Origin of the sequence: Bacteroides sp. 3_2_5 (assembly GCF_000159855.2) — a bacterium.
Classification (GTDB): domain Bacteria; phylum Bacteroidota; class Bacteroidia; order Bacteroidales; family Bacteroidaceae; genus Bacteroides; species Bacteroides fragilis.
Genome location: NZ_JH636045.1, coordinates 556,508 through 581,842, shown reverse-complemented (window position 1 = coordinate 581,842; position 25,335 = coordinate 556,508). Strand labels below are relative to the sequence as shown.

Genomic DNA, 25,335 nt, shown 5'->3' with positions numbered 1-25,335 from the left:
ATATGAGACCTAAACACAAAAACTGGCTATTACTGGGATGCTTCTCCATCGTGTGGACTGCATCTTTGGCACAAGGAGAGAATCACAACGACAGCCTCTCACCGATTACGCATATTCCTGTGATAGAGGACTCTGCTTCTGTATCCGTCACTGCTGATTCTGTCGCGGTGAAACGTAGTTTCTTCAAGAAATTCCTGGACTACTTCAATGATGCCAACAAGGAGAAGAAGAACAAAAAGTTTGACTTCAGTGTGATCGGTGGCCCGCATTATTCCAGTGACACCAAACTCGGACTGGGCTTGGTAGCCGCCGGACTATACCGTACCGACCGTGCCGATACACTGCTTCCTCTCTCTACTGTTTCGCTGTATGGTGATGTGTCCACTGTCGGGTTCTATCTGCTCGGTGTACGCGGAAGTCATATATTTCCGAAAGACAAGTACCGGCTCAATTATAACCTTTATTTCTATTCTTTCCCCAGTCTGTATTGGGGCGTCGGCTACCGGAATGCGGTGAATGACGAGAATGAAAGCAGTTACAAGCGCTTTCAGGCACAGGTAAAGGTTGACTTTATGTTCCGGATGGCAAAAAATTTCTATCTGGGGCCTATGGCAAGTTTCGACTATATCGATGGGAGGAATTTTGAGAAACCCGAGCTTTGGCAAGGGATGGATGCCCGCACCTCCAATGTCAGTGCGGGACTTTCTCTGGTGTACGACTCGAGAGATTTCCTGACGAATGCCTATAAAGGATATTACCTGCGCATAGACCAGCGTTTCAGTCCGGCATTTCTGGGGAATGACTACGCTTTCAGTAGTACGGAACTGACCACCAGTTACTATCGCCGGGTGTGGAAAGGTGGAATACTTGCCGGACAATTCCATACCCTGCTGACCTACGGTAATCCGCCTTGGGGGCTGATGGCTACCTTGGGAAGTTCGTACTCCATGCGTGGCTATTATGATGGCCGGTACCGCGATAAGAATGTGGTGGATATGCAGGTGGAACTCCGCCAGCACGTATGGAAACGGAACGGAGTAGCCGTCTGGGTGGGAGCCGGAAATGTTTTCCCCGACTTTTCCTCATTCAAAGTGAAACATATACTTCCCAACTATGGCTTTGGCTATCGGTGGGAGTTTAAGAAGAGAGTAAATGTACGATTGGATTTAGGGTTTGGAAAAGGCCAGACCGGATTTATATTTAATATCAATGAAGCTTTTTAATAGTATAAAAAAATGGTTCGGTAATCAGGAGAATTTGTTCTACCTGTTCCTGTTTGTGCTGATAGTGCCCAACGTTGTATTGTGTTTCACCGAACCTTTGCCGCTTGTAGCCAAGATTGCCAATGTCCTGTTGCCATTGGGGTGTTATTATCTGATTATGACCCTTTCCAGGAATTGTGGAAAGATGCTCTGGATTTTATTCCTTTTCGTATTCTTCGGGGCCTTTCAGATCGTGTTGCTCTATCTGTTCGGGCAGTCTATCATTGCGGTGGATATGTTCCTGAACCTGGCGACTACCAATTCTTCCGAAGCCATGGAGTTACTCGACAACCTGTTGCCGGCTTTGATTACGATTGTGATCCTGTACATCCCGGCCCTGATACTGGGGATGATCTCCATTGTCCGTAAGCGTATGCTTTCTGTCCGCTTTATCCACAGGGAACGGAGACGTGCGTGGGTTGTGCTGGGTGCAGGTCTGGTATCGTTGGGAGCGGCCTTCCTGTTGGATAAGAAGTACGAGATGACTTCCGATTTATATCCGGTCAATGTGTGCTATAACGTAGTGCTTGCCGTGGAGCGGAATGCCCGGACTCTCGATTATGAAGAGACTTCGAAGGATTTCACTTTCAATGCCGCCGCCACGCATCCGGCGGAAGACCGGGAGATTTACGTACTGGTAGTGGGAGAGACTTCCCGTGCGCTCAATTGGTCGTTGTACGGTTATGATCGTGAGACAAATCCCAAATTGTCGGAGGTATCCGGCCTGACGGCTTTTACGAATGTGCTGACCCAATCGAATACAACTCATAAGAGTGTTCCGATGCTCATGGCTGCCGTTTCGGCAGAGAATTTCGATTCCATCTATCATCAGAAAGGAATTATTACCGCTTTCAAAGAAGCAGGTTTCAAGACAGCTTTCTTCTCCAATCAGCGTTACAACAACTCTTTTATCGACTTCTTTGGAAAAGAAGCCGATCACTGTGACTTCATCAAGGAAGATTCGTTGACTGCCGGTCAGAATCTTTCGGATGATTATCTGCTGGCGTTGGTGCAAGAGGAACTTGCGAAAGGAAACCGCAAACAGTTTATCGTGTTGCACACCTACGGATCACACTTCAACTATCGGGAACGTTATCCTGCCGAAGCTGCCTTTTTCCAACCCGACAGTCCTGCCGATGCCGAATTTAAGTATCGGGATAATCTGATTAATGCCTATGACAATTCCATCCGTTATACCGACGATTTTCTGTCAAGACTGATCGGCCTGCTGCAGCAACAGGATGCCGGGTCGGCTATGCTCTATACTTCGGATCATGGAGAAGATATTTTCGACGACCATCGTCACCTCTTCCTGCATGCGTCTCCCGTGCCTTCCTACTATCAGTTGCATGTACCGTTCATTGTCTGGACTTCGGACACCTATCGGGAGAAGTATCCTGAGCATATGGACGCTTTACAGAAGAATCGTCACAAATCTGTTGCTTCGAACCGGGTGGTGTTCCATTCGGTACTCGATCTGGCCGGGGTGACCACCACCTATGTAAACGATTCATTATCGGTGGCCAGTCCGTCCTATACAGAGTTCCCCCGTTTTTACCTGAACGACCACAACGAGCCGCGTTCGTACGATGACATCGGGTTACGTAAAGAAGACTTTGAGATGTTCGGAAAGATGGGGATACGTTGAAAATGCCGGGCTAACGTGCAATCCGGCAAGGAGCAGGATTCACTACAGATTACACGGATTTATACAAAACGATTTTTAATCGATTGATAACCAATAATATTTATCTGTGTAATCTGTAGTGAATACGAGTTGTGACACATTTACATTTGCCGCATGGTTTGATTTCGGGAGATACCTTGGGATAGATAAGTGTCAGCATCTCGAAACTTTGCTTCCTTTCGGTACTTTTGTTGTGTTTTGTGTTGAAAATAGGAGAATAATATCTATATTTACTGTCGATTCATCACAACATGCAATTATGACAACCCAACTACTATTGGTGACGGGAGTAACAGACTGTCTGTGGCTTTATGTATTATCCCTGCTTTTGTTTCTGACCGTTTGCTTCCTGCTCTATCAGAACTTCCTGCTTCGTAAGTCGGCTTCGGCTGATGACGACTATCGTCGTTTCCTGTTTGATATTTTAGATAATCTCCCGTTTCCTATCATGGTGAAAGATATTCAGGAACAATTCAAGTATACCTACTGGAATAAAGAATCCGAGTTACAGTCGGGCATCAGCCGCAAAGATGCCGTCGGCTTCTCCGATGTCGATATCTTTGGTGAAGAAAGGGGGAAGCAGTACCGGAAGATAGATGAGGATCTTGTCAGGGCCGGAATACCTTATAAGGCGGAAGAGAGGTATGTCACTGCTGACGGAAAAGTGCACGATACACTTGTGATGAAGTCGATCATATCTTCGGGTAAATTGGGTAAATGGCTGTTGGTGGCCCGTTGGGAAATCACCCAGTTGAAAATGTACGAAAGAGAACTGCTGGCTGCCAAAGAGCAGTTGGAAGGAGCCGTACGTAAGCAAAAACTGGCTTTGAGAAGCATTGATTTCGGATTGATTTATATCGACCGGAACTATCTGGTGCAATGGGAAGAGACCGGTAATATTAAAAATCTGGTTTCCGGACGCCATTATACTCCCGGCACTGTTTGCTACCGGACTACGGGGCAGGGAACCCAACCGTGCGGGAAATGTGCTTTTCGGGAGGCTATCGGTACCGGTAAGATCGTGAGACACATCACCCATGTGGATCATGTGGACTTTGAGATCACCGCCACCCCCGTTTATGATGATACGGGAAACGAAATTATCGGCGGGCTGCTACGCTTTGAAGATATTACTGAGAAACTGAAAGTAGAACGTATGTTGCAGGAAGCCAAAGAGAAGGCCGAAGAGTCCAATCGGCTGAAGTCGGCGTTCCTTGCCAATATGAGCCATGAAATACGTACGCCGCTCAATGCCATCATCGGTTTCTCCGATCTGATTTGCCAGACGGACGATGCTGAAGAAAAAGAGGAGTATATCCGGATTGTCACTTCGAACAATGAGCTTTTACTGCAATTGATAGATGACATTCTCGACCTGTCGAAAATAGAAGCGGGGACAATGGATTTCTCTTATGCCCCGACGGATATCAATGAACTGATGGAAGACATCTGTTTACAGATGCAGCAGAAGAATCAACGCCCGGAGGTGCAGATCATGTTTACTGAAAAAGAACCCGGTTGCGTAATCAATACCGACCGTTTGCGCTTGTCACAGGTCATCATGAATTTGATGAACAATGCAATGAAGTTCACTTCCGAAGGTTCCATTACTTTGGGCTATCGGCTGACCAGGCAAAAGGACGAACTTTATTTCTTTGTAAAGGATACAGGTATCGGCATCCCTGCCGATCAGGCGGGAAAGGTTTTCGAGCGTTTTGTCAAACTGAATACTTTTGTCAAAGGTACCGGACTGGGACTTGCCATCTGCCGGGTGATTATCGAACGGTTGGGAGGAACGATCGGAGTGGAGACTCGGGAAGGAAAGGGTTCCTGCTTCTGGTTCCGTCTTCCTGTCAGAGAGGATATGCTGCTCGAAAGCCCTGTCCGTTGAATTTGATTCACCACTCTCTTGAAGTATTTGCCGGATGGACCTGAAGGTCTGTTTTGATCTGGCCTGGTATTGTTGTCAAGGATATGTTCTTGTTTTGTGAGGAGTATAGCCGGGCTATGTGACGAATACAAACGGTGGAACAGACCGAAAGGAAACTCAAGGCGGACCGATAAAGCTCCAATGAAATTTTATTCAGGTAAAATCTAAATAGGCTCTTAATTTGTGCTAAAATTTGAATCTAAAACTCAGGTTGGCGTGTTGTTTGTATACACTTAATATAGAGGTTTAAATATATAAAAACATGGCTTATATAGATTATTACAAGATTCTCGGAGTTGACAAAAATGCTTCTCAGGATGATATTAAAAAGGCTTTCCGTAAATTGGCCCGTAAATATCATCCGGACCTGAATCCTAATGACCCAAGCGCTAAGGATAAGTTTCAGGAGATTAATGAAGCTAACGAAGTATTGAGCGATCCGGAGAAAAGGAAAAAGTACGACGAATACGGCGAACATTGGAAACATGCGGACGAATTCGAAGCGCAGAAGAAGGCGCGGCAGCATACCGGTGGAGGCGGAGGAGGATTCTCCGGCTTTGGCGGAGACGGCGGTTCTTATTGGTACTCGTCCGATGGAGAGGGGTTCTCGGGTGGTGATGCCGGAGGATTCTCGGACTTCTTTGAATCTATGTTCGGACATAGAGGAGGAGGCGGACGAGGCAATGCAGGCTTCCGAGGACAAGATTTTAATGCAGAATTGCACCTGTCTCTTCGCGATGCGGCCCGGACCCATAAACAGGTGTTGAATGTGAATGGCAAACAGGTTCGTATTACGATACCGGCCGGTGTAGCCGACGGACAGGTGATTAAGTTGAAGGGATACGGAGGCGAAGGCATCAACGGTGGCCCTGCAGGAGACCTGTATATCACTTTCAAGATAGCCGAAGACTCTGTATTCAAGCGTCTTGGAGACGACCTGTATGTGGATGTGGAGATGGATCTTTATACTGCCGTACTGGGTGGTGAGAAGGTGATCGATACACTGGAAGGTAAAGTGAAACTGAAGATAAAGCCCGAAACCCAGAATGGAACGAAAGTGCGCCTGAAAGGTAAAGGTTTTCCCGTTTATAAAAAAGAAGGACAGTTTGGCGACTTGATCATCACTTATTCAGTCAAGATACCTACCAATCTGACAGATAGGCAGAAAGAACTGTTCAGAGAGTTACAACAGAGTATGAACTAATAATGAAAGAACACTATGCAGACCGAATTAATAATTGTCAGTGAATACTGTCACAAATGTCATATTGAGCCTTCATTTATCGACCTGTTAGAGGAAGGTGGCTTGATTGAGGTACGCACCGAGGGAGGCGAGCACTATCTGCTTGCGTCGCAACTTCCGGATGTGGAACGATACAGCCGTATGTATTATGACCTGTCCATCAATATGGAAGGTATCGATGCCATTCATCATTTGCTGGAAAGGATGGAAATCATGCGAAGGGAAATCAGTTCGCTCCGGAACCAGCTTATTGTCTTTAAGAGAGAAGGCATTATGGAGGATTGGTGAAAAGATTGTTTCATGTGTTGAAATACTGAGGTCCCGATGGTTTCGGCCGGAGCCTCTATATCATATAAACAGAGCCTTTATCAAGGGCGGACAGAGTGTCTGTTCCGCCCTGATAAAGGCTCTGTTTTTTATGCTTGCCTGTGCTTATTCAGCCAGGATAGTCAGTTCGGCACCCGAAGCATAGTCTTGTCCGCGTTGTTCGCTCAAGGCGGTGAAGCGGATATAACGGGCTTTCACAGGTTTATCGAACATTACTTTCTTCTCTTTCAGGTCTCTTGCGAAAGTACCTTTCAGGATAGGTTCACCCCATTCTTTACCGTCCATACTTACGTGGATGGTGTAGTCTTTCACATTACCGTTGCTGCTGTCCTGACGGGGCAGGTAAGTGAAACCTTTGATTGTTTTCACTTCGCCGGCATCCAGGTCTACCCAATGCGGGTGTTTAGCCACCGTTACAGAGAACATGGTGTGCCAGATGGTATTCGGATCACCGTCTGTCAGGTTCTTGGCTTCGCCTCCGTCCGATTCTTCGCTACTTGCGTAGATTACTTCTGTCTGGATGCTTTCGATCTTGTCGAATGTCATGCTTGCCTTGATGAAAGGTGCATCTTTGAACCAGGCAGTTACCGTACCGCCATTGCGTAGTGCGATCGGTTCGGTATAAGTTTTGGATTTACTCTTATCTACTGTATAAAGGATAACGGCGTCTTTTTTCTGTGATGATACAGATACCACACCGGCACGGTTGCGGGTTATGGACAACGGCATCTCTCCGGCGGGAGCTACATTGGCTGTTACAGTCAGGTCTTTACCTGCGGGGCGGATAATGAAACCTGTGTTGTGATGGCTGGCGAAGACACGGTCTTGCTCCAACGGGCCGCCTTGACCGCAGCTGTTACCACCCAGGCCGGTTACGGCTGCATCCAGGTGAAGATAAGTATCACCGGCTTTCGGTAACTGATACGGATGTGAAGCCAGAATCAGGTCGAGTGCAGAGTAAGGCAGAGCCGAAGCCGACAAACGGTCGGTAGCTATAAACACGGCACCGTTGCCTGCATTGTTGGTCAGGGCACACCAGCGTACGTCTTCGTGATTACCCATATCTTGCGGTTTGGGGAAGTTGACGAACTCTCCGGCAACCGTATTCTTATGTTGCTCGATGAACTGTCCTACTTTACGGTCGGCGTAGTTGTCGATAGGACCGCGTCCGTAGTAAGTAAAGTTGGCATATTGCTGAGGCACACGTACCATGTATCCCAGACGAGGCAATACGAGACTCGGCTGATTGGAGGTGATGCTTGCTTCCAGTTCGATAGAACCGTCTTTGTAGACTGTCCATACCTGGTTGGTAGTAAACTTGAAGTCACTGCTGCCGAACTTCTTGTCTGTCAGTTCCTCAATCTTGTTCTTGCCCGAGCTTGTTCCACCCAGAATCTTGGCTGCATTAGGAGCCTGAGACTGTACTGTGAATGACAATACGACTGTACCATCTTCTTTGGTAGTCATATTGAACCCGGTAGCTGAATGCTTCAGGTTGTGCAAACCATTATCAAACCACTGTGAATAGAACCAGTTATCGTTATTGGTGAAAGCACGGAGCGCATCCAGCTTCGGACCGTTGCCGTCAGTAATCACCTTCTCGTTTCCGTATGTCAGACTGTAGATAGTACCTGTCTTGATATCGAACTGAGCTGTGTAACCATTGCCTTTGATGGTAATGATATCGCTTGCTTTAGTCATCATCACTTCCGGTTTGTCGCCCTCGGCTGCTACGGTGGCGATAGAAGGACGTGCGGTAGCCTCTTTCACAAGTATCTGTTCTTCTGCTTGTGCGAAGTTCTTGTCAGCCCAAGGCATGTTGTCTTTCAGCAGGAATTGAATCTTCACGAAATATTCCGAATCGGCTTTCAGCTTACTGAACTGATAAGGAACAGTAATCTGCGTACGGGTACGCGGAGCTACTTCGCCTATGCTCAATAGGCCCGATTGTGCTTCTTTGCCGTTTTCGTAGAGTGACCATTTCACATCATAGTCCGAAAGGTTCTTGAAGTAATACTTGTTGAACACTTCAAACCGGCCTTTTTCTACATCGATAGCCTTCACGTCGATGTGCTGGTATACCTTTTTCACTTCATAATACTGAGGTTTCGGTTCCAGATCGCCGAATACGATACCGTTCATAACGAATTGACCGTCGTTCGGAGTATCGCCGAAATCACCGCCATAAGCCAGGTAGCGTTCACCGGTTTTCTTGTCATAGTTGTACATCGATTGGTCTACCCAGTCCCAGATTGCGCCGCCGCAGAAGAAGTTGGTCGATTCGATAGCTTCCCAGTAGTCCACCAGGTTACCGCAGGCGTTACCCATAGAGTGAGCATATTCCGAAACGTGGAACGGATATTTGATGTCATAGTTGCCTTTCACAGCACCGCGCATCCAGCCGATGGAAGGATACTGGTTGGAACCCATATCGACGATATCGTTGTTACGTTCATACTGAACAGGGCGTGAGAGGTCGAATGCTTTCAGTGCATCGTAAGCTGCTACGAAGTTCTTTCCCGGTCCGGCTTCGTTGCCTAATGACCAGATGACAATCGAAGGATTGTTTACGTTGGCATGAACCATTTCCATCACACGGGCTACATGGGCGTTTTTCCATTCCACCGGATGAGACAGGGAAGCGGCTCCGTAATAATACTCGTGAGATTCGATGTTGGCTTCATCTTCCAGGTAGAGTCCGTATTTGTTGCACAGATAGTACCAGTACGGATCGTCCGGATAGTGAGAGTTACGTACGTGATTGATGTTGGCACGTTTCATCAGCATAACCTCTTTCTCCATCATTTCACGGGTGATGGCATGTCCCACAGCCGGATTTGATTCGTGGCGGTTGACACCTTTCAGTTTTACGGTTTTGCCGTTTACGTAGTAATAGCGGCCTGCCAGTCCGAATTCGTCAGCAGAAGCAGGAGTATCTTTGATTTCCACTTTGCGGAAACCTACGGTAGTCGAAACGGTTTCTATTGTTTTGCCTTTCTTGTCTTTCAGTTCTGCAACGAGTGTGTAGAGGTGGGGGAATTCAGCCGACCATTTGTTGGGGGACTGTACGTTCATGATCGCTTTTTCCGCTTCTACGGTTTCGTTCGGGTTCACCAGATTCACAGTGGCCGAAGCAACGGCATTGGCAACCGGAGTGTTTTCATCCGAGTACAGTTTATTAGCATATAGTGTATACGCCATCTGGTATCCTTTGGCTGCTTTCTTGCCAAAGTTGCGGATGTCGGCGCTGATGGCCAACGAACCGTTGGTGTATGTCTCGTCCAGGTCGGGGATTACCACGAGGTCACGTACCTGTACTTTCGGAGTAGAGTAGAGAGCTACGGTACGGAAGATACCCGGTAAGCGGAACATATCCTGTGCTTCGAGGAACGAGCCGTCTGAACTGCGGTATACTTCGGCAGCAACGGTGTTCTTTCCTTTTTGCAGATAGGGGGTGATGTTGAAACTGGCCGTATTGCGTGAGTTTTTTGAGAAACCTACGTACTGGCCGTTGATCCAGAGGTAGAAGAAAGAGTCCACACCGTCGAAGTTGATAAATACTTCACGACCGTCCCAATCTTGGGGGATGTCGAAGTCGCGACGGTAGGAACCCACTTCGTTACGGTATTTATAAGTAGTCCAGTTAGTGGGAGGAGTACGCATCACACCTCCGCGCCAGTCGTCTACTTTCACTTTGTGCATGAAAATGACAGCTTGGTTCACATAGATAGGTACTCCGTATTTCAGGCTACCATCTTTCTGGATACCATAGATATTCCAGCTTGAAGGGACGGGAATGTTGTCCCAGCCCGAAACATCGAAAGTAGTCTGATAAAAATCTTTGGGGCGAGAATCCGGATCGGGTGCCCAATTGAATTTCCAGTCACCATTCAGTGACAACCAGTATTTACTGTTCTCCGGTAACACTTTGCGTGCGCTTTCCACATCCTGGAAGGAAAAGAACCAGGCTCGTGGTTGTTCTTTGTTGAGTGCAATGTTCTCCGGTGATTCCCATTCATTGCCCACCGGGGCTTTTTCCGAGGCATACTTAAATCCCTCTAAAGGTCGTTGACCGGCAAAGCAGAGCGTAACCATGCTGCATAGTATCAGACCTAATGTGATTTTCCGCATAATTGTTTTTCTTTTAATAGATTATTTACTGAAGTTTTTCGTGTCATATTGAGCCGTAATCCGGTATCTCTTTAATTTTGTTGCAATATTCGTAAAAACCAGCCACATAGCCAAATCATTTGACATTAATTGGGTATTTTCGGAGGATAAAATGCCTTGTTGCCCTCCCGTAATGCAAAAAGAAAAGGGATCCGGTCGTCCGAATCCCTTTTTTAGTATTGGAGTAAACTCTTTACTTTCTGTAGTAAGCCAGATCGTCTTTATCGAATTTGCGGATAAAGTTGATATGTTTTTCTACTTCAGCTTCTGCATAGCGTACATATACTTGAGCCGATTCAGAGAACAGATCGCTCTTTGAAGCGTCCTGTACCATCAGGTGACCCATGATGATGTGAGCTGCCATTTCTACGAGGCGGCGTGCACAGAAGTCGAGCAGTTCCTGATCTTTTGCCTCTGTGATTTGAGTCACACAAGCCGCATATTTGCTTGCCATGCTTTTCAGACGGTTCTGTAAGCCTTCCAGTTCGGGAGCTACCGGCATATTCTCGTATTCCTGGATACGGGCCAGGTAAGCGCCGGTCGTTACATAACGGATGGCGGCCACAACCTGCAACTGAGTGGTACCCTCGTAAATGGAAGTGATACGTGAATCACGGTAGATACGTTCGCAGGCATAATCTTTCATAAAGCCCGAACCGCCGTGAATCTGAATACAGTCGTAAGCATTCTGGTTGGCAAACTCACTGCCCATGCCTTTGCCCAGCGGGGTGAAGGCGTCAGCCAGTTTAGCGAACGTTTTCTGTTCGGCACGTTCTTCCGGAGTCAGTTTGCGCTCCTTGGCAATGTCGTCCAGTGCTTTGTAAACGTCTACGAAACGGGCTGTCTCGTACAACAGTGAACGGGAAGCATCCAGTTTGGCTTTCATCAGAGAAAGTATTTCGGCCACGGCGGGGAATTCGATGATTGCCTTACCGAACTGTTTACGATCTTTGGCATAAGCCAGAGCTTCATTGTAAGCAGCCTGTGACAATCCTACCGACTGAGCGGCAATACCCAGGCGGGCACCGTTCATCAACGCCATTACATATTTGATCAGACCCAGTTTGCGGTCACCGCAAAGTTCGGCCTTGGCATTTTTATATACCAACTCGCAGGTAGGAGAGCCTTTGATACCCATTTTGTTCTCAATACGGCGTACGTTTACTCCACCATTGCGCTTGTCGTAGATGAACATGGAAAGACCGCGTCCGTCGTGTGTTCCTTCTTCCGAACGTGCCAGTACGAGGTGAATATCGGCATCACCGTTTGTGATGAAGCGTTTCACTCCGTTCAGATACCAGCATTGGTCTTTTTCACTGTAAGTGGCTTTCAACATGACAGACTGGAGATCGGAACCTGCATCCGGTTCCGTCAGGTCCATTGACATGGTTTCACCCTGGCATACGCGGGTGATATAACGTTGCTTCTGTTCTTCGTTGGCAAATTCGTAAATGGTTTCAGCACAATCCTGCAATCCCCACAGGTTCTCGAAACCGGCATCACTGCGGCTCACGATATCGGCAGCCATGATGTACGGAGTGATCGGGAAGTTCAAGCCTCCAAAGCGGCGGGGCATAGCCATGCCCATCAGCCCTGCTTTGCGGCAGGCATCCAGGTTACGGGTAGTCCCGCTGGCATAGGTCACACGATTGTCGGCGCAGACCGGGCCTTCATGATCGACACCTTCTGCATTGGGAGCGATGATGTCACCACAGATTTCTCCTACAATTTCCAGCACTTTGTCGTAGCTGTCCATTGCGTCTTCGAAGTCTACCGGAGCATAGTCGAATTTATCTTTATCAGCATAGTTGCGCTCTTTCAGCTCAACAATTCTCTTCATCAACGGATGGTTCAAGTGATGCTTGAGTTCCGGAGTATCTAAATAAAAGTTAGCCATTTCTTACTTACTGTTTTGTTTATAATACTTAATCATCTTCGGTACAACTTCTTCGATGGTTCCGTTGATTACATAGTCTGCAATCGTATTGATCGGAGCTGACGGATCGTTGTTGATAGAGATGATGATACCGCTTTCCTGCATACCGGCGATGTGCTGAATCTGTCCGGAGATACCGCAGGCAATATAGAGTTTGGGACGTACCGTAACACCGGTCTGTCCGATCTGGCGGTCGTGCTCAACGAAACCTGCGTCTACGGCTGCACGGCTGGCACCTACTTCTGCGTTTAATACCTTTGCAAGATCAAACAGCAAGTTGAAGTTTTCTTTCGAACCTACACCATAACCACCGGCGATGATGATGGGAGAACCCTTCAGGTTGTTCTTTGCTTTTTCTACATGACGTTCGATGACTTTTACTACGTAATCGGTGTCGGCTACATATTTCTTCACATCATGATGGATTACTTCACCTTTGTAGTCTGCTGCCAGAATGGCTTTTTTCATCACTCCTTCGCGAACGGTTGCCATTTGAGGACGGTGTTCGGGGTTGACAATGGTAGCAACGATGTTGCCACCGAATGCAGGACGAATCTGATAAAGCAGGTTCTTGTAGACCTTGCCTTCTTTCTTATCTTCGTGATCGCCTATTTCCAATGATGTACAGTCGGCTGTCAGACCACTGGTCAGGGCTGAGGATACGCGCGGACCGAGGTCACGACCGATAACGGTTGCACCCATCAGGCAGATTTGCGGTTGTTCTTCTTTGAACAGATTGACCAGGATTGAAGTGTGGGGGAGTGAAGTATAAGGATAGAGTCCTTCACCGTCGAATACATGGAGTTTGTCTACTCCGTACGGGAGGATCTGTTTTTCAATATCTTTAAGTCCGGTTCCGGCAACGACTGCTTCGAGCTGGCAACCCAACTGATTGGCTAACGAGCGTCCTTTTGTCAGAAGTTCGAGGCTTACGTCTGCGACGATGCCGTCTTCTATTTCGCAATATACAAATAAGTTATTCATATCTTTTCTCTCCTCTTATCCAATAGTGTGGTTCTCCAACAGTTCAACAATCAGTTCTTCCACTTCACGGTCGCTGCCGCTGATGGTTTTACTCTCTTTCGCTTGGAACACGATGTTCTGGATCGCTTTTACCTTTGTCGGCGAACCGCTGAGGCCGCATTGTTTCAGATCACCGTTTACGTCTGCTACGCTCCATTCCACCAGATTCAGGTAGTCACGGGTGTCGTACAGATCGGTGTAGTCCAGGTTACCCTGTTGCTTCTCGGTAATGGTTTTGGCGTGTTTGTACTTCTGAACCAGTTTAGCATTGCGCGGGCGGCAGGGAGCTGCACTTCCGTTGACAGTGATAACGATGGGCAAGGGTCCTTCTACTGTTTCCACACCGCCGTCGATGTGGCGTTTTACGGTGATGCTTCCGTCACCTACTTTCAGGATCTCTTCGGCATACGTAATCTGAGTCAGTCCCAGCTTTTCTGCAACCTGCGGTCCTACCTGTGCCGTATCTCCATCGATAGCCTGACGACCGCCGATGATGATGTCATATTCACCTATTTTCTTGATGGCTGTTGCCAGAGCGTACGAAGTAGCCAGCGTATCAGCACCGGCAAAAGCACGGTCTGTCAGCAAATAACCGTTATCGGCACCACGGAAAAGTCCTTCACGAATAATGTCAGCTGCACGTCCCGGTCCCATGGTCAGGATGGTAACGGTAGAGCCTGGGTGAGCATCTTTCAGTCGGAGAGCCTGTTCTAGAGCATTCAGGTCTTCGGGGTTGAAGATGGCAGGGAGTGCCGCACGGTTAATAGTTCCGTCGGCTTTCATGGCATCTTTCCCAACGTTTCGTGTGTCGGGAACTTGTTTTGCCAATACAACAATTTTCAAACTCATGTTATTAATTTTAGTATTAGTATTTCTACAAGTTAGCAGCCAGTAGTCAGTAGTAAGGTTCTTGCTATTCACTATCCGGTTAACTATCAGCCTGCAAATTTAAGCAAACGCTTGGTTCTGACAAGAAATCTATCTGAAAAATGCACAAGTTTAAGGATTCTGAGCAACTTGTCGGGGTCTTACGATCATGAATACAGGGTTATCGTCAGCTTTCAGATCTTTTAATTCGGGAATGTTTTATTGATAAAATCTTCGTTGTCGGAGTAGGTCAGTAGCTTTCTTGCCCGCCGGTACGATCTTTCTTATAAGGTATCTATTGAGAAAAGAGGGAAAGAGTAGAATATTGGAGGTATGCCTCAGATTTATGAAAACTTCCGGCATACCTCCGGAATAATGTTGTTATTGGATTCCTATTTCTGCAAATCCCATAGTTTCTCCTTCAGTTACCATTTTGGTCGGTTTCAGAGAGAGGTATCGTGCTTTCACCGGAGTGAAGTAGACGGACTGTAGAATCGGATTGTTTTTAATATTTGAGAATTCTCCTTGGGCTACTATCCGGTTTACCGCATTTGCTTCGGTACCCACAGATAGTTCATAAGAGGAAATCAATCCTTTGTTGTATTCACTCTGATCCGGTAGATAATGGAAAGAGGTGATGGTACGTTCTTCTCCCAGATCGATCACCAATGCATCTCCCTCGACAAAAGCAGTGGTGTTCTTGTCTTTATCCATGCATTTTTTAGTTTCTTCTTCGGGCACTCCGACAAGTGTAAACGGATAACTTTTCAGTTCTTTTGCTTCCACGGTGAATGTGTCGGCTGTTTCACCTGCATAATAGGCCTCTATATTATTGATACAAAGGCAGGCACGTGCATCAGTGAAACGTATGCGGAGTTTATCGGTCGAAACGGTTTCAAAGCGCAATAAACGTTTGTAGCCCACGGTGGTAGTCTCTTCATTGAGTTTGACCGGAAGCCATTTCCCGTCTTTATCATATTCCACGATGAACGATTTGACACGTTGTCCCAACGGGATATATTCCTGGATCATCATACGGTTGACCTTCTCTGTTTTCGGAAAGTCGAACTCTATATCTGCGGCAGTCACACCGTCATTGGTAGCCCAGTAAGTATCCCAGCTTTCGTCTGTTGCGGCTTTGGCAGAGAATTGTCCTCCTCGTTCATCCGAGGCTTTGGGACGGATGCCGGCAAGCAGATTGTGTGCCAACTGCTTTTGTACATTCTTGTGGAAGTTTACTGCATTGGCCGAATCGATCGGGTGGATCAGACCGTCGCGGTCAACGGGGAAGTTAAGCAGGAGGGTGGCGTTGTGTCCCACGCTCCGGTAATAAAGGTCCGTTAATTGCTCTACGGTTTTTACCCGGTCGTCTTCTTCCGGATGATAGAACCATCCCGGACGGATGGAGACGTCACATTCTGCCGGTACCCATTGGTTGCCGTCGGCATGTCCGTATTGCAGTTCGCGGTATTTCGGATAACCCGGATACACTTCACCTGCACGCAGGAATGACCAGTTGGTGGCTCCGGCAAATCCGTTTTCATTACCCACCCAACGGCAACCGGGACCTCCGTCGGAGAAGACGATAGCTTGTGGCTGAAGCTTGTCCAGTATTTCGTAAATTCGCGGATAATTGTAGTAGGTCTTACGATCAATAGTACGGCTGTCTTTGGCTCCGCCATACCATCCGTCACCTCCGTTGGCCCCGTCAAACCATACTTCGAATACTTCACCGTAGTTGGTCATCAATTCAGTCAGTTGTTTATGGAAGTAATCTACGTATTCCGGTGTGCCGTAATTGGCCTGGTGCCTGTCCCATGGAGAGAGGTAAACAGCGAACTTGATGCCATATTTCTTACAAGCGGCAGCCAGCTCGCCGACGATGTCCCCTTTTCCGTCTTTATAAGGAGTATTGCGGATGCAATACTCCGTCAATTGGGTGGGCCACAGGCAGAAACCGTCATGATGCTTGGCGGTGAGGATCACACCCTTCATGCCTGATTCGACAAACGTTTTCACCCATTGTTCACAGTCCAGTTTGGTTGGATTGAACGTTTTCGGTTCCGAATCGCCGTATCCCCATTCCCGGTCGTTGAAGGTGTTCAGACCAAAGTGAACGAAAGCATACGTTTCCATTTTCTGCCAGTCTACTTGTTTCTCTTCGGGAACGGGTAAGATGGCTTCGGGAGCTTTCACAGCTGGAGCGCAGGCGCCAAGTAGGGTCAGGGCGGCTCCGGCATACAGTAGTTTGTTTATTTTCATGATATGTTAAAAGGGTTAATGGTGCAAAGATAAAAAAATCCCCGGAAACTCGTTCCGGGGACTAACTAAAAAGCAATTATTCCCATCCCGGATTTTGCGGGAGAAGGTTATCATTTCTCTGAAGTTCCCCGGTCGGTATCGGACGCAAGTAGAGTCTGTCATTCCAGGTGCGGCTCTTGCCGGCTTCATAAGAGTAGTTATCATTGGTATAAGCAGGATATACAATCGCGTATTGGCCTTCTTTATAAGGCTCACGTTTTCCGATGTATGTCTTCACGTTGTTACAGATTGCACCGGCTTTCCAACGGGCCAGGTCGTCCCAACGGAATCCCTCTCCGGCCAGCTCGATACGGCGTTCGCGGCGAATCTCTTGTAACAGCGGAGTCAGGCTGTATCCCCATGCCGGCCAGTTGGGATCGGTGAAACCAACTTCCAGTGTCAGGTGCGGCATGCCCGCCCGGTCACGCAATACGTTGATGGTTTTGTTCAGATCCGCTTGTGTAATTGTTCCCAGCTCGGCTTTAGCCTCTGCGTTTATCAGCAAGGTTTCTGCATAGCGATAGGCAATGCCGTCATAAGTATTATTGTTTGCTTCGAAAGCTTTGTCTGTCGGTATGAAGTATTTGATGGATTTATATCCGGTCAGGCAGTATTGTGAAATGAAGTCTTCTTCTTTCTCGATGTATGTACTGTCATTGGTGGCTACAGTTACTCGTGTCGGAAAGTCCCAAGTCAGAATGGTTTGCTTCAGGCGCGGATCGCGGTCGGTCGTTTCATCCTTCATATTGGTATCCCCTTTATACTGGTCGTTTCCTGTAATGGGTTTACCATTTAGGCACAGATAGCTTTCTACAAAATCTTTTGAGAAACCTGTGTTTGCTTCTGCCAGCGTACGGCTCATGCCATGTTTTCTTTTACCATCCAGATAGGTGACCGGGAGAATGGCCTCTTTCAGATTCGTTTTGTCTTCCATCACAAATACGTCATAATAGTCTTTTTCCGGATGTCCGGTGTTATAGATTTCGTATTTACCGGTTGCCATGATTGCATCTGTTTCATCAGCAGCCATTTTCAGCAGGCGGTCAGCTTTGTCTGCCCATCCCAATTCGGTATGATACTTATAGTATGTACCTTCGTGCAGGCAAGTTCTGGCTTTCAGTTGGCGTGCTACATCTTTTCCTATACGTCCGGTAGCCGGTTTTTCGGGCAACCATTGGATGGCAAAATCAAACTCTTCAATGATTTTATCCATCACTTCATAACGTTTTAGTTTCGGACCGTAAAGAATATCTGTATCGCCTGTACCCAGATCTTTATCCAACCAGGGGATATCGCCGAATGTTCTCATCAGTCCGGCATATTGCATTGCCTTAAAGAAGCGGACTTCTGCTACATACTGGTTGATTTCCGACTCCTTACCGCTTACGGTCTGATAGTGAGTCAGGAAATAGTTGACTAGCCGGATCGGTTGCCATCCGCCTTTACTCCAATTACACCAACTAGCTGCTTCCGCAGGGGTGCTCAACTGATTCCAGAAGAACTGAGGAATACTGTTGGGCACCTGATTGTCACTTTCACCGTCTGCTATCGAGGTTACACCTCCGGGCAGATAACTGTAGAATTGATTGGCATACGTTTCTAAGTCTCCTGTGGTATTCCAGAAGGTTTTGTCATTGATCGCTTCCGGGGCTCTTTCCAGGAAACCGTCATTACAACCCGATAGGGCGAGTGTTGCCACTCCGATGTAGAATAGATATTTGATTTTCATAAGATGCTTTGTATTTAGAATGTGAGACTTAAACCAACAGATAATGATCTTTGCATCGGATATGTGTATGGGTTATCCAATTCCGGATCGAGTCCGTCGGGGGTATCTGAAATAGTGAAAAGGTTTTCACCGGTGAAATAGATACGTATCTTTTCGATAGAAGCCTTTTGAGTCAGCACTTTAGGCAATGTATAACCGATGCTGACTGACTTCAGTCGGCAGTAAGATGCATCTACCATATAGCGTGTCTGGGCTTGGTTGATGGCAGAACCACCATTGAAACGCGCACGGGGGAAATATGCTCCCGTATTTTCTTCTGTCCAGTAATCGTTGTTGTAGGCTGAAGGTACTTGCCATTCGCTTCCGTAGTGGCTTCGGAATGAAGTTCCCGGTAGATAGAGGTCACGTTTGCCCACTCCCTGGAAGAAGATACCCAGGTCGAAACCTTTCCAGTCGGCTCCCAGGTTGATGCCGTAATGATAGCGCGGAGTGCTGTTGCCGATGATTTTTTTATCACCCGGATTATCTACGGTGTTGTCACCCCAGTCGATAACGCCGTCGTTGTTACGGTCTACAAAACGGATGTCACCGGGCATCAGTTTGATACCTCCCGATACTTTGTCCTGATTGGCTGCTCCGGCTATTTCCTGTTCGGACTGGAATAAACCATAGGTTTCATACCCCCAGATCTCACCCTGTTTCTGACCTACATACCAGTTGCCCAATTCTTTCGATTCGTTATCGAACTTGGTAACTTCCGATTGATAGTCGGACAGATTGAACCCAACTGTATAGTGGAATCCGTTGGCCAGCTGATCATTCCAGCTGATCTCAAATTCCCAACCCTTTGTCAATGACTCGGCTGCATTTTCCTGAGGTTCGTTTGCACCCAGGACGCCCGGTAGAATTTTACCTGCGGCAAGAATATCGGACGTACGTCTTTGATAGTAATCGAAAGCACCTTTCAATCGGCTGTTCAGGAAGTTGAAGTCAAGTCCCAGGTCCCACTGTGTAACGGTTTCCCAAGTGATGGACGAGCTGACGAGGCCGCCGGGAACCACATACTGCGGTTGGTTGCTGCCCATGATCCAGCTGATCTGTCCCGTACTATAGTTAGAAAGATAAGCATACCAGCCATTGTTGAGTGCCTGGTTGCCTAGGCTACCATAAGATCCTCTGATTTTCAGTTCGTCGAAGAAACTGTTTGTCCAGCTCTTGAACCAACTTTCGTTAGAGAGTCTCCAGGCTGCAGAGAACGAAGGGTTGAATACGGCACGGTCGTGCTTGGGAAATTTGGAAGAGAGGTCGTAACGGCCGTTTACTTCCAGTAAATAGCGCTCGTCATATCCGTAGTTGATGCGGAAGAAACCGCTTCGTGTAGCCCAGGAGTTATCACTGCTGCCTACCCAGCGGTCTCCTGTAGCATAACTTAAAGATCCCAGATCGTTTGAGATCAGCTGTTCGCGTCCGGCATTGAATCCGGTAGTATGTTTGCTTTCCTGATTATAACCGATCATTCCTTTCAGGTAATGTTTACCCAATGTTTTTTCGTAATCACCGAAGAAGTTGAAAGCATTGTATGTATCGTTGGCTTGTGATTGTGACACAGAATTCGGATTCGTCCATGCAAAAGTTTGCAGAAATTGTCCATTGGCTCCATATTCGTCAAATGACTTCATGTGAACCTTATTGTTTTCACTGTAGTAATTGAACGTGTAGTCCATGTTGATGCTCATTCCTTTGATTGGGGTCAGTTTCATCGTGATCGTGTTCCAAAGGTCATTCTTGTTGGTGAGCCGGCTACCGCCATCTTCAAGGATAGCAGGAAAATTGGTAAAGTCACCTTGTCCTGCCCAGTTGCCGTCCGGATGTTTCACCGGCATGATAGGACGGGTATCACCTCCCATAAAGTTATCACCATGTACATTGTCCTGATTCAGTCCTCTCAGTTTGGTGCGGTTAAAACTTGTCTTCATCGAGAGGTGTAACCAGTCGTTCACGTCATAATTGATGTTGTTCATCACATTGAACTTCTTGAACTGTTCGTTACCGAAACGAATCAGTGATCCCTGGTCGGTATATCCTAAGGATGTGTAGTAAGTTGCCTTCTTTCCACCTCCGCTGATATTGACATTATACTTCTGGACGGGATAGTTCTTTTTATACAATTCTTTCATCCAGTTTGTATTGCCGGCATACGTGTATTTGGTGCCGTTTTTACTGATACTCGGGTCCGAATGGATAAATACCGGAGAATTGTTCACCGGATCTTTATAGTAGGCTTCGATATGCTGCATCCACTCAGCATCGAAATAGTCGCGTCCCACGGTGTTCTGTTGCGCAGTGTTCATCCAGGTAGCATATTGCATGGAGTTCATATATGTTGGGCGGGTAGTAGGCCCGTTGAATGAAACCGATGCATCGAACGATACTTGTGTCGGCTGGTCTTTACGGCCTCCTTTGGTGGTAATCAATACGACACCATAAGCTGCACGTGCACCATAGATGGAAGCAGACGCGGCATCTTTCAATACGGAAACACTTTTCACGTCTTGCGGGTTAATCAGGTTCGGGTCCATTTCCACACCGTCAACCAATACCAATGGTGAACTTCCACTCATGGCAGTAGTACCACGGATATTGAAACTTGAACCTTGCCCGGGCCGTCCGCTGGTGGTTACATTTAAGTTAGGAATGGCACCTTGCAAACCTTGTCCGAGGTTGACAATCGGGCGATCTTCCAACACTTTACCATCTACGGCCGACACTGCTCCGGTCAGGTTGGCTTTTTTTACGGTGGCATAACCGACTACCACTACTTCTTCCAAAGCCTTGCTGTCTTCGGCAAGTTTCACTTGAATAGGTTTTCCTGTATAAGGTATTTCTTGTGTAACGTATCCGATGTAAGATATTACAATAATATCTCCTTTTTTCACATCATTCAGCGAGAACTTACCTTCTAAGTCCGTAATGACACCATTGGTCGTGCCTTTTACCATGACACTGGCACCAATAACCGGACCCAATGCATCTTCAACTGTTCCTGTCACTTTCTCTTGAGTAACTTCAGGAACCAATACTTCTGTTGCTTGCGTTGCATACGAATAAGCTGGGAAGCTTAATGCACCGGCGAGCAAGAGCAGAGTAACTTGTCTAGTGATTTTTAACATAACAATTTTGTTTTGGGTTAATAATAAAGGTTTTGTTTGGTTCTTTTACATTCTTCCTTTCTTGTTGATTATCCTTTCTTATTTCTTTAAAAATGGATTAGTTCTGGCAGAACTTGGTGAAATGTAATTCCCTTATTATCACCGGATATATATACTTTATCACTGCTCTGTATTTATAATGAAGGACTTTATAGGCAGGGAGTAAGAGATGGAAATAGCCTGTTGTTCTACTGATTGGTTTGGCATTGTGTTTGGTATTTAGTGTTTTATGACAAAAACAGAAATTTCTGAAGTCCTCTCTGTCTACCCTTTGTACTTGGTTCAGTGTACTTCTCTTGATTGGTTTCCGGAAGGAGTAAGAAGAGAAAGGAATATTGCCTTGGAATGAAAAAAACTTTTGGGATTATTATCTATTTTTAAAATAATCGCTATATTTGCAACGTTGTTAATCTAAAAAACAAAAAATATTCTGTTCTTTTTTAATACATTATAAAATCTATTTCTTTAAAATCAATTAGTTTGGTTATAGTTCTGCCAGGAATAATCTGCTTTATGTCATTTGATTTGTACTTAATGTGTTGTAATATAATGATCTATGGATTTAAGTCTAATGTGAATCAGGGTTTGTTGCGTAAGAGAGACGTTATAGGCTTATTGAAGAATGAAGAGATAATTTCGAATAAAATATTCAATATTTTTATAAACGAAGAGCTGGATTTATTATATTAATTTTATCTATATCTTTCTTTTTGTAGGCGTTACTTCTTCCTCTGCTCTCTTATCTGTGCTGTTTTTGTCAGACGTTTGTCTGGTATTAGCTACTTGGTGGTGAGTTCGCTTCTTAAGATTGTGACTGCTTGGATGGATAAATAAATGATAGATTGGATAGCATGCTATAAACTTATCCCGAAAACGAAGTAGAACCGGTTCTCGTAAGGGTTTGCTATCAGTTTGCCAAAGATGGCCGGAGTAAATCCGGAGGAAATATTCAAGGTCTTGGTAGCCGAAAGTCCGACATTGACTACATTCAGTTTGTCTGCGTATTCTCCTTCCCACGGAGTGAATCCTGCTTCGACGGCCAAGTCTACCCCCTTTACTGTGAATGGGTAACTGAATTCACAATAACTGGACCAGGCACGCTCCTCATTTTCCCGATAGTCATTTCCGGCAAAGGTGGTGTACCAGCCTATGGATAAAGGGAAACGTTCACTGACTGTGTAGACGGCTCCTGCCTCAAAAGTATGTCCCGTAGTTCGGGGAGTATAGTGAAAGTATTTGAAAGGCGCGTCTTCGCTTTGATAGAAATAGTTGTTGAGACACAGTTGCAGATTTTTATATTCGTATTCCAGTGTAAGGTCTATTTCATTGTTTTCATTTCTGAATTCTGTCGATCCCCATGCTGATAAGGTCCATCCTTTCCACTCTACACCCAAAGTGGGTTGTACGGAAGCATTTCCATTCTTCATTCCACGCCAGATGTAGCTGCTGACAAGGTCTGCATTGATAAAAACTTCTTGTGCCTGTGTTGCAACCGAACAGATGGTCAGGACTGCAAGTATCCATATTTTCTTCATATTGCTGATAGATATCTTTTTCGGGCTGCAAAGATAGATAATTACTGATAAAATCCCCCTGTTCGTTGATTCTATTTCCTTTGCAGGCGACTTTATCGTCAAAAGAGCCCTCTTGGTCGACTTCTTTTGCAGGGGTAGGACAAAGGAGGTATTTTTGTAAACAGACATTCAAGACGAACTTTTTGGAGTATGAAACAAATTAATGAGCAGAAGTTACTGGAGCAGATGGTTTATCTCGTCATTTGGCTGACGGTTATCTCTGTGCCGTTGGTGGGTGATTATCTGTTTGCTTCCATTAGCCCGGTACATACGTTTAGTTGGCAGACCATACGGATGGCATGGTTGCTGACTCTGCCTTTCATTCTGCTTTTCGTAGTCAATAACTATTTTCTGGCTCCCCGGCTGTTACTTCGGAAACGGTATTGGGCTTATGCACTTTCATTAGCAGGAGTCGTGACTCTGCTTTTTATTTTGTATCCTTCTATCAATCCTCCTCAACATAAACAATTTCAGAATCTGATGCCGATGCAACCCCGCCGCTATCCGGAAGGAAAGGTGTTACCGGATAGGGATAGGGAGTTTCCCAATACATTGCCGGAGCATTCGTCACCGCTCCTTTTGCCGAAACAGGAGCTTGATATGCGCTGGCGGGGCCCGCATCCTCTTCCGAGGTATTTTCTCGGACGACTTTCACTGGCATTGCTTGTGGTAGGCATTAATGTGGCTATCAAACTCTTGTTCAAGTCGATGCGTGATGAAGAAGCATTGAAAGAGTTGGAACACCAGCATTTGCAATCGGAGTTGCAGTATCTGAAGTATCAGATAAATCCGCATTTTTTTATGAATACCCTTAATAACATACATGCGTTGGTCGATATGGATGCCGGCAAGGCAAAACGTACTATTGTCGAACTTTCCAAACTGATGCGTTATGTGCTTTATGAAGCCAGCAACCGGACGATTTTGCTTTCACGCGAGATACAGTTTTTGGACAATTATATTGCCTTGATGAAATTGAGGTATACTGGGAGAGTCCGGATCGAATGCTGTATGCCCGATGAGGTGCCGGAGGTGCAAATTCCTCCTTTGCTTTTTATCTCTTTTGTCGAGAATGCCTTCAAACATGGAGTAAGTTATCAGGAAGAGTCGTTTATCCGGGTTTTTATGTCTGTCGAGGATGGCAGACTTGCCTTTCGTTGTTCGAACAGCAATCACGGGCGATCTGTGGAACAACACCACGGCATCGGGTTGGAGAATATCCGCAAGCGGCTGAGGCTGCTATTCGGACAAGATTATACTTTATCTATCAACGAACGTGACGATAGTTTTAATGTTTTACTAATTATTCCGTTATTATGATCAAATGCATTGCTGTTGATGACGAGCCCTTGGCGCTCGAGCAATTGACGGGCTATATAGCCCGTGTCCCTTTCCTGCAACTGATAGCCTCGTGCCAGGATGCATTCAGTGCCATGCAGGTGTTGTCGGAAGAAGAGGTCGACCTGATGTTTGTCGATATTCACATGCCCGATCTGAACGGGCTCGATCTGGTGCGTTCGTTAGTGGTGAAGCCCCTGATTGTGTTTACAACCGCTTATCCGGAATATGCCGTCGAGGGTTTCAAGGTAGATGCAGTCGACTATCTGCTGAAGCCATTTGAATTTCAGGATCTGCTGAAAGCAGCCGATAAGGCACGTCGGCAATTTGAGTATCATTTGCAAGATAACGGGGGAGGGACGGAAACTGATTTATTGGAAAAGGACGGTTCATTGTTCGTTAAGTCCGAATATAAGATTATCCGCATCAATGTGGCAGACATTTGCTATATAGAAGGTATGAGTGAGTATGTACGCATCTATACCGATGCGGCGGATAAGCCCGTAGTGACTTTGCTGAGTATGAGAAAGCTGGAAGAACGCTTGCCGCAGGAGATGTTCATGAGGGTACATCGGTCTTATATCGTCAATCTTCGGAAAATAACCGAAGTTTCCCGGTTACGCATCATTTTCAATAAGAATATATATATACCGGTGGGAGATAACTATAAGGAAAGATTTACAGAATATATTAACAAGATTTGTGTCAGCAGTTAATGACCGGATGTTAGGTTGGTGAA

General features: G+C 46.3%; 15 protein-coding genes. 7 read left to right on the top strand and 8 right to left on the bottom strand.

Going from position 1 to position 25,335, the window contains the following annotated elements; translation table 11 throughout:
• The first annotated feature begins 2 nt into the window (after positions 1-2).
• The 5 genes from BSHG_RS02605 (at position 3) to BSHG_RS02625 (ending at position 6,410) form a co-directional block, all read left to right on the top strand.
• Positions 3-1,223 (top strand): BamA/TamA family outer membrane protein, encoded by a 1,221-nt coding sequence (locus tag BSHG_RS02605; RefSeq protein WP_005789721.1) that lies wholly within the window; start codon positions 3-5, stop codon positions 1,221-1,223.
• The gene (locus tag BSHG_RS02610) at positions 1,210-2,910 is read left to right on the top strand and encodes a lipid A phosphoethanolamine transferase (protein ID WP_008661257.1); all 1,701 of its coding nucleotides are present in this window, start codon (positions 1,210-1,212) and stop codon (positions 2,908-2,910) included. Before BSHG_RS02605 ends, BSHG_RS02610 begins: the two co-directional genes overlap by 14 nt.
• 298 nt (positions 2,911-3,208) lie before the next feature.
• Entirely contained in the window at positions 3,209-4,840 is a 1,632-nt protein-coding gene (locus BSHG_RS02615; protein ID WP_032497498.1) for a sensor histidine kinase, read from the top strand.
• A 301-nt stretch (positions 4,841-5,141) separates the two neighbouring features.
• Positions 5,142-6,083: a DnaJ C-terminal domain-containing protein gene (locus tag BSHG_RS02620; protein ID WP_008661254.1), complete on the top strand. Its 942-nt coding sequence runs from the start codon at positions 5,142-5,144 to the stop codon at positions 6,081-6,083.
• 15 nt (positions 6,084-6,098) lie between these two features.
• Entirely contained in the window at positions 6,099-6,410 is a 312-nt protein-coding gene (locus BSHG_RS02625) for a chaperone modulator CbpM (RefSeq protein ID WP_005789711.1), read from the top strand.
• A gap of 144 nt (positions 6,411-6,554) precedes the next feature.
• On the opposite strand, the gene BSHG_RS02630 is transcribed toward BSHG_RS02625, so the two are convergent.
• The 8 genes from BSHG_RS02630 to BSHG_RS0220720 form a co-directional block, all read right to left on the bottom strand.
• On the bottom strand, positions 6,555-10,580 hold the full coding sequence (locus BSHG_RS02630; protein WP_008661251.1) for a glycoside hydrolase family 2 TIM barrel-domain containing protein: 4,026 nt from the start codon (positions 10,578-10,580) through the stop codon (positions 6,555-6,557).
• A gap of 232 nt (positions 10,581-10,812) precedes the next feature.
• Complete coding sequence (locus BSHG_RS02635; RefSeq protein WP_005789707.1) at positions 10,813-12,516, bottom strand: acyl-CoA dehydrogenase family protein; 1,704 nt, start codon at positions 12,514-12,516, stop codon at positions 10,813-10,815.
• 3 nt (positions 12,517-12,519) lie between these two features.
• Positions 12,520-13,539, bottom strand: a complete 1,020-nt coding sequence (locus BSHG_RS02640) for an electron transfer flavoprotein subunit alpha/FixB family protein (protein ID WP_005798976.1) — start codon at positions 13,537-13,539, stop codon at positions 12,520-12,522.
• Positions 13,540-13,554: 15 nt separating this feature from the next.
• On the bottom strand, positions 13,555-14,427 hold the full coding sequence (locus BSHG_RS02645) for an electron transfer flavoprotein subunit beta/FixA family protein (RefSeq protein ID WP_005789703.1): 873 nt from the start codon (positions 14,425-14,427) through the stop codon (positions 13,555-13,557).
• A gap of 399 nt (positions 14,428-14,826) precedes the next feature.
• Complete coding sequence (locus tag BSHG_RS02650; RefSeq protein ID WP_005789701.1) at positions 14,827-16,707, bottom strand: alpha-L-fucosidase; 1,881 nt, start codon at positions 16,705-16,707, stop codon at positions 14,827-14,829.
• Between the two features lie 76 nt (positions 16,708-16,783).
• Entirely contained in the window at positions 16,784-18,475 is a 1,692-nt protein-coding gene (locus BSHG_RS02655; RefSeq protein ID WP_005798974.1) for a RagB/SusD family nutrient uptake outer membrane protein, read from the bottom strand.
• 14 nt (positions 18,476-18,489) lie between these two features.
• Complete coding sequence (locus BSHG_RS02660; protein ID WP_005789697.1) at positions 18,490-21,645, bottom strand: SusC/RagA family TonB-linked outer membrane protein; 3,156 nt, start codon at positions 21,643-21,645, stop codon at positions 18,490-18,492.
• An 893-nt stretch (positions 21,646-22,538) separates the two neighbouring features.
• Entirely contained in the window at positions 22,539-23,219 is a 681-nt protein-coding gene (locus BSHG_RS0220720) for a transporter (protein ID WP_032497497.1), read from the bottom strand.
• A 189-nt stretch (positions 23,220-23,408) separates the two neighbouring features.
• On the opposite strand from BSHG_RS0220720, the gene BSHG_RS02665 reads away from it, so the two are divergent.
• Positions 23,409-24,578: a sensor histidine kinase gene (locus tag BSHG_RS02665; protein WP_008661244.1), complete on the top strand. Its 1,170-nt coding sequence runs from the start codon at positions 23,409-23,411 to the stop codon at positions 24,576-24,578.
• Positions 24,575-25,312, top strand: coding sequence for a LytR/AlgR family response regulator transcription factor (locus BSHG_RS02670; RefSeq protein WP_005798966.1), 738 nt, complete (start codon positions 24,575-24,577; stop codon positions 25,310-25,312). Before BSHG_RS02665 ends, BSHG_RS02670 begins: the two co-directional genes overlap by 4 nt.
• Positions 25,313-25,335 lie beyond the last annotated feature (23 nt).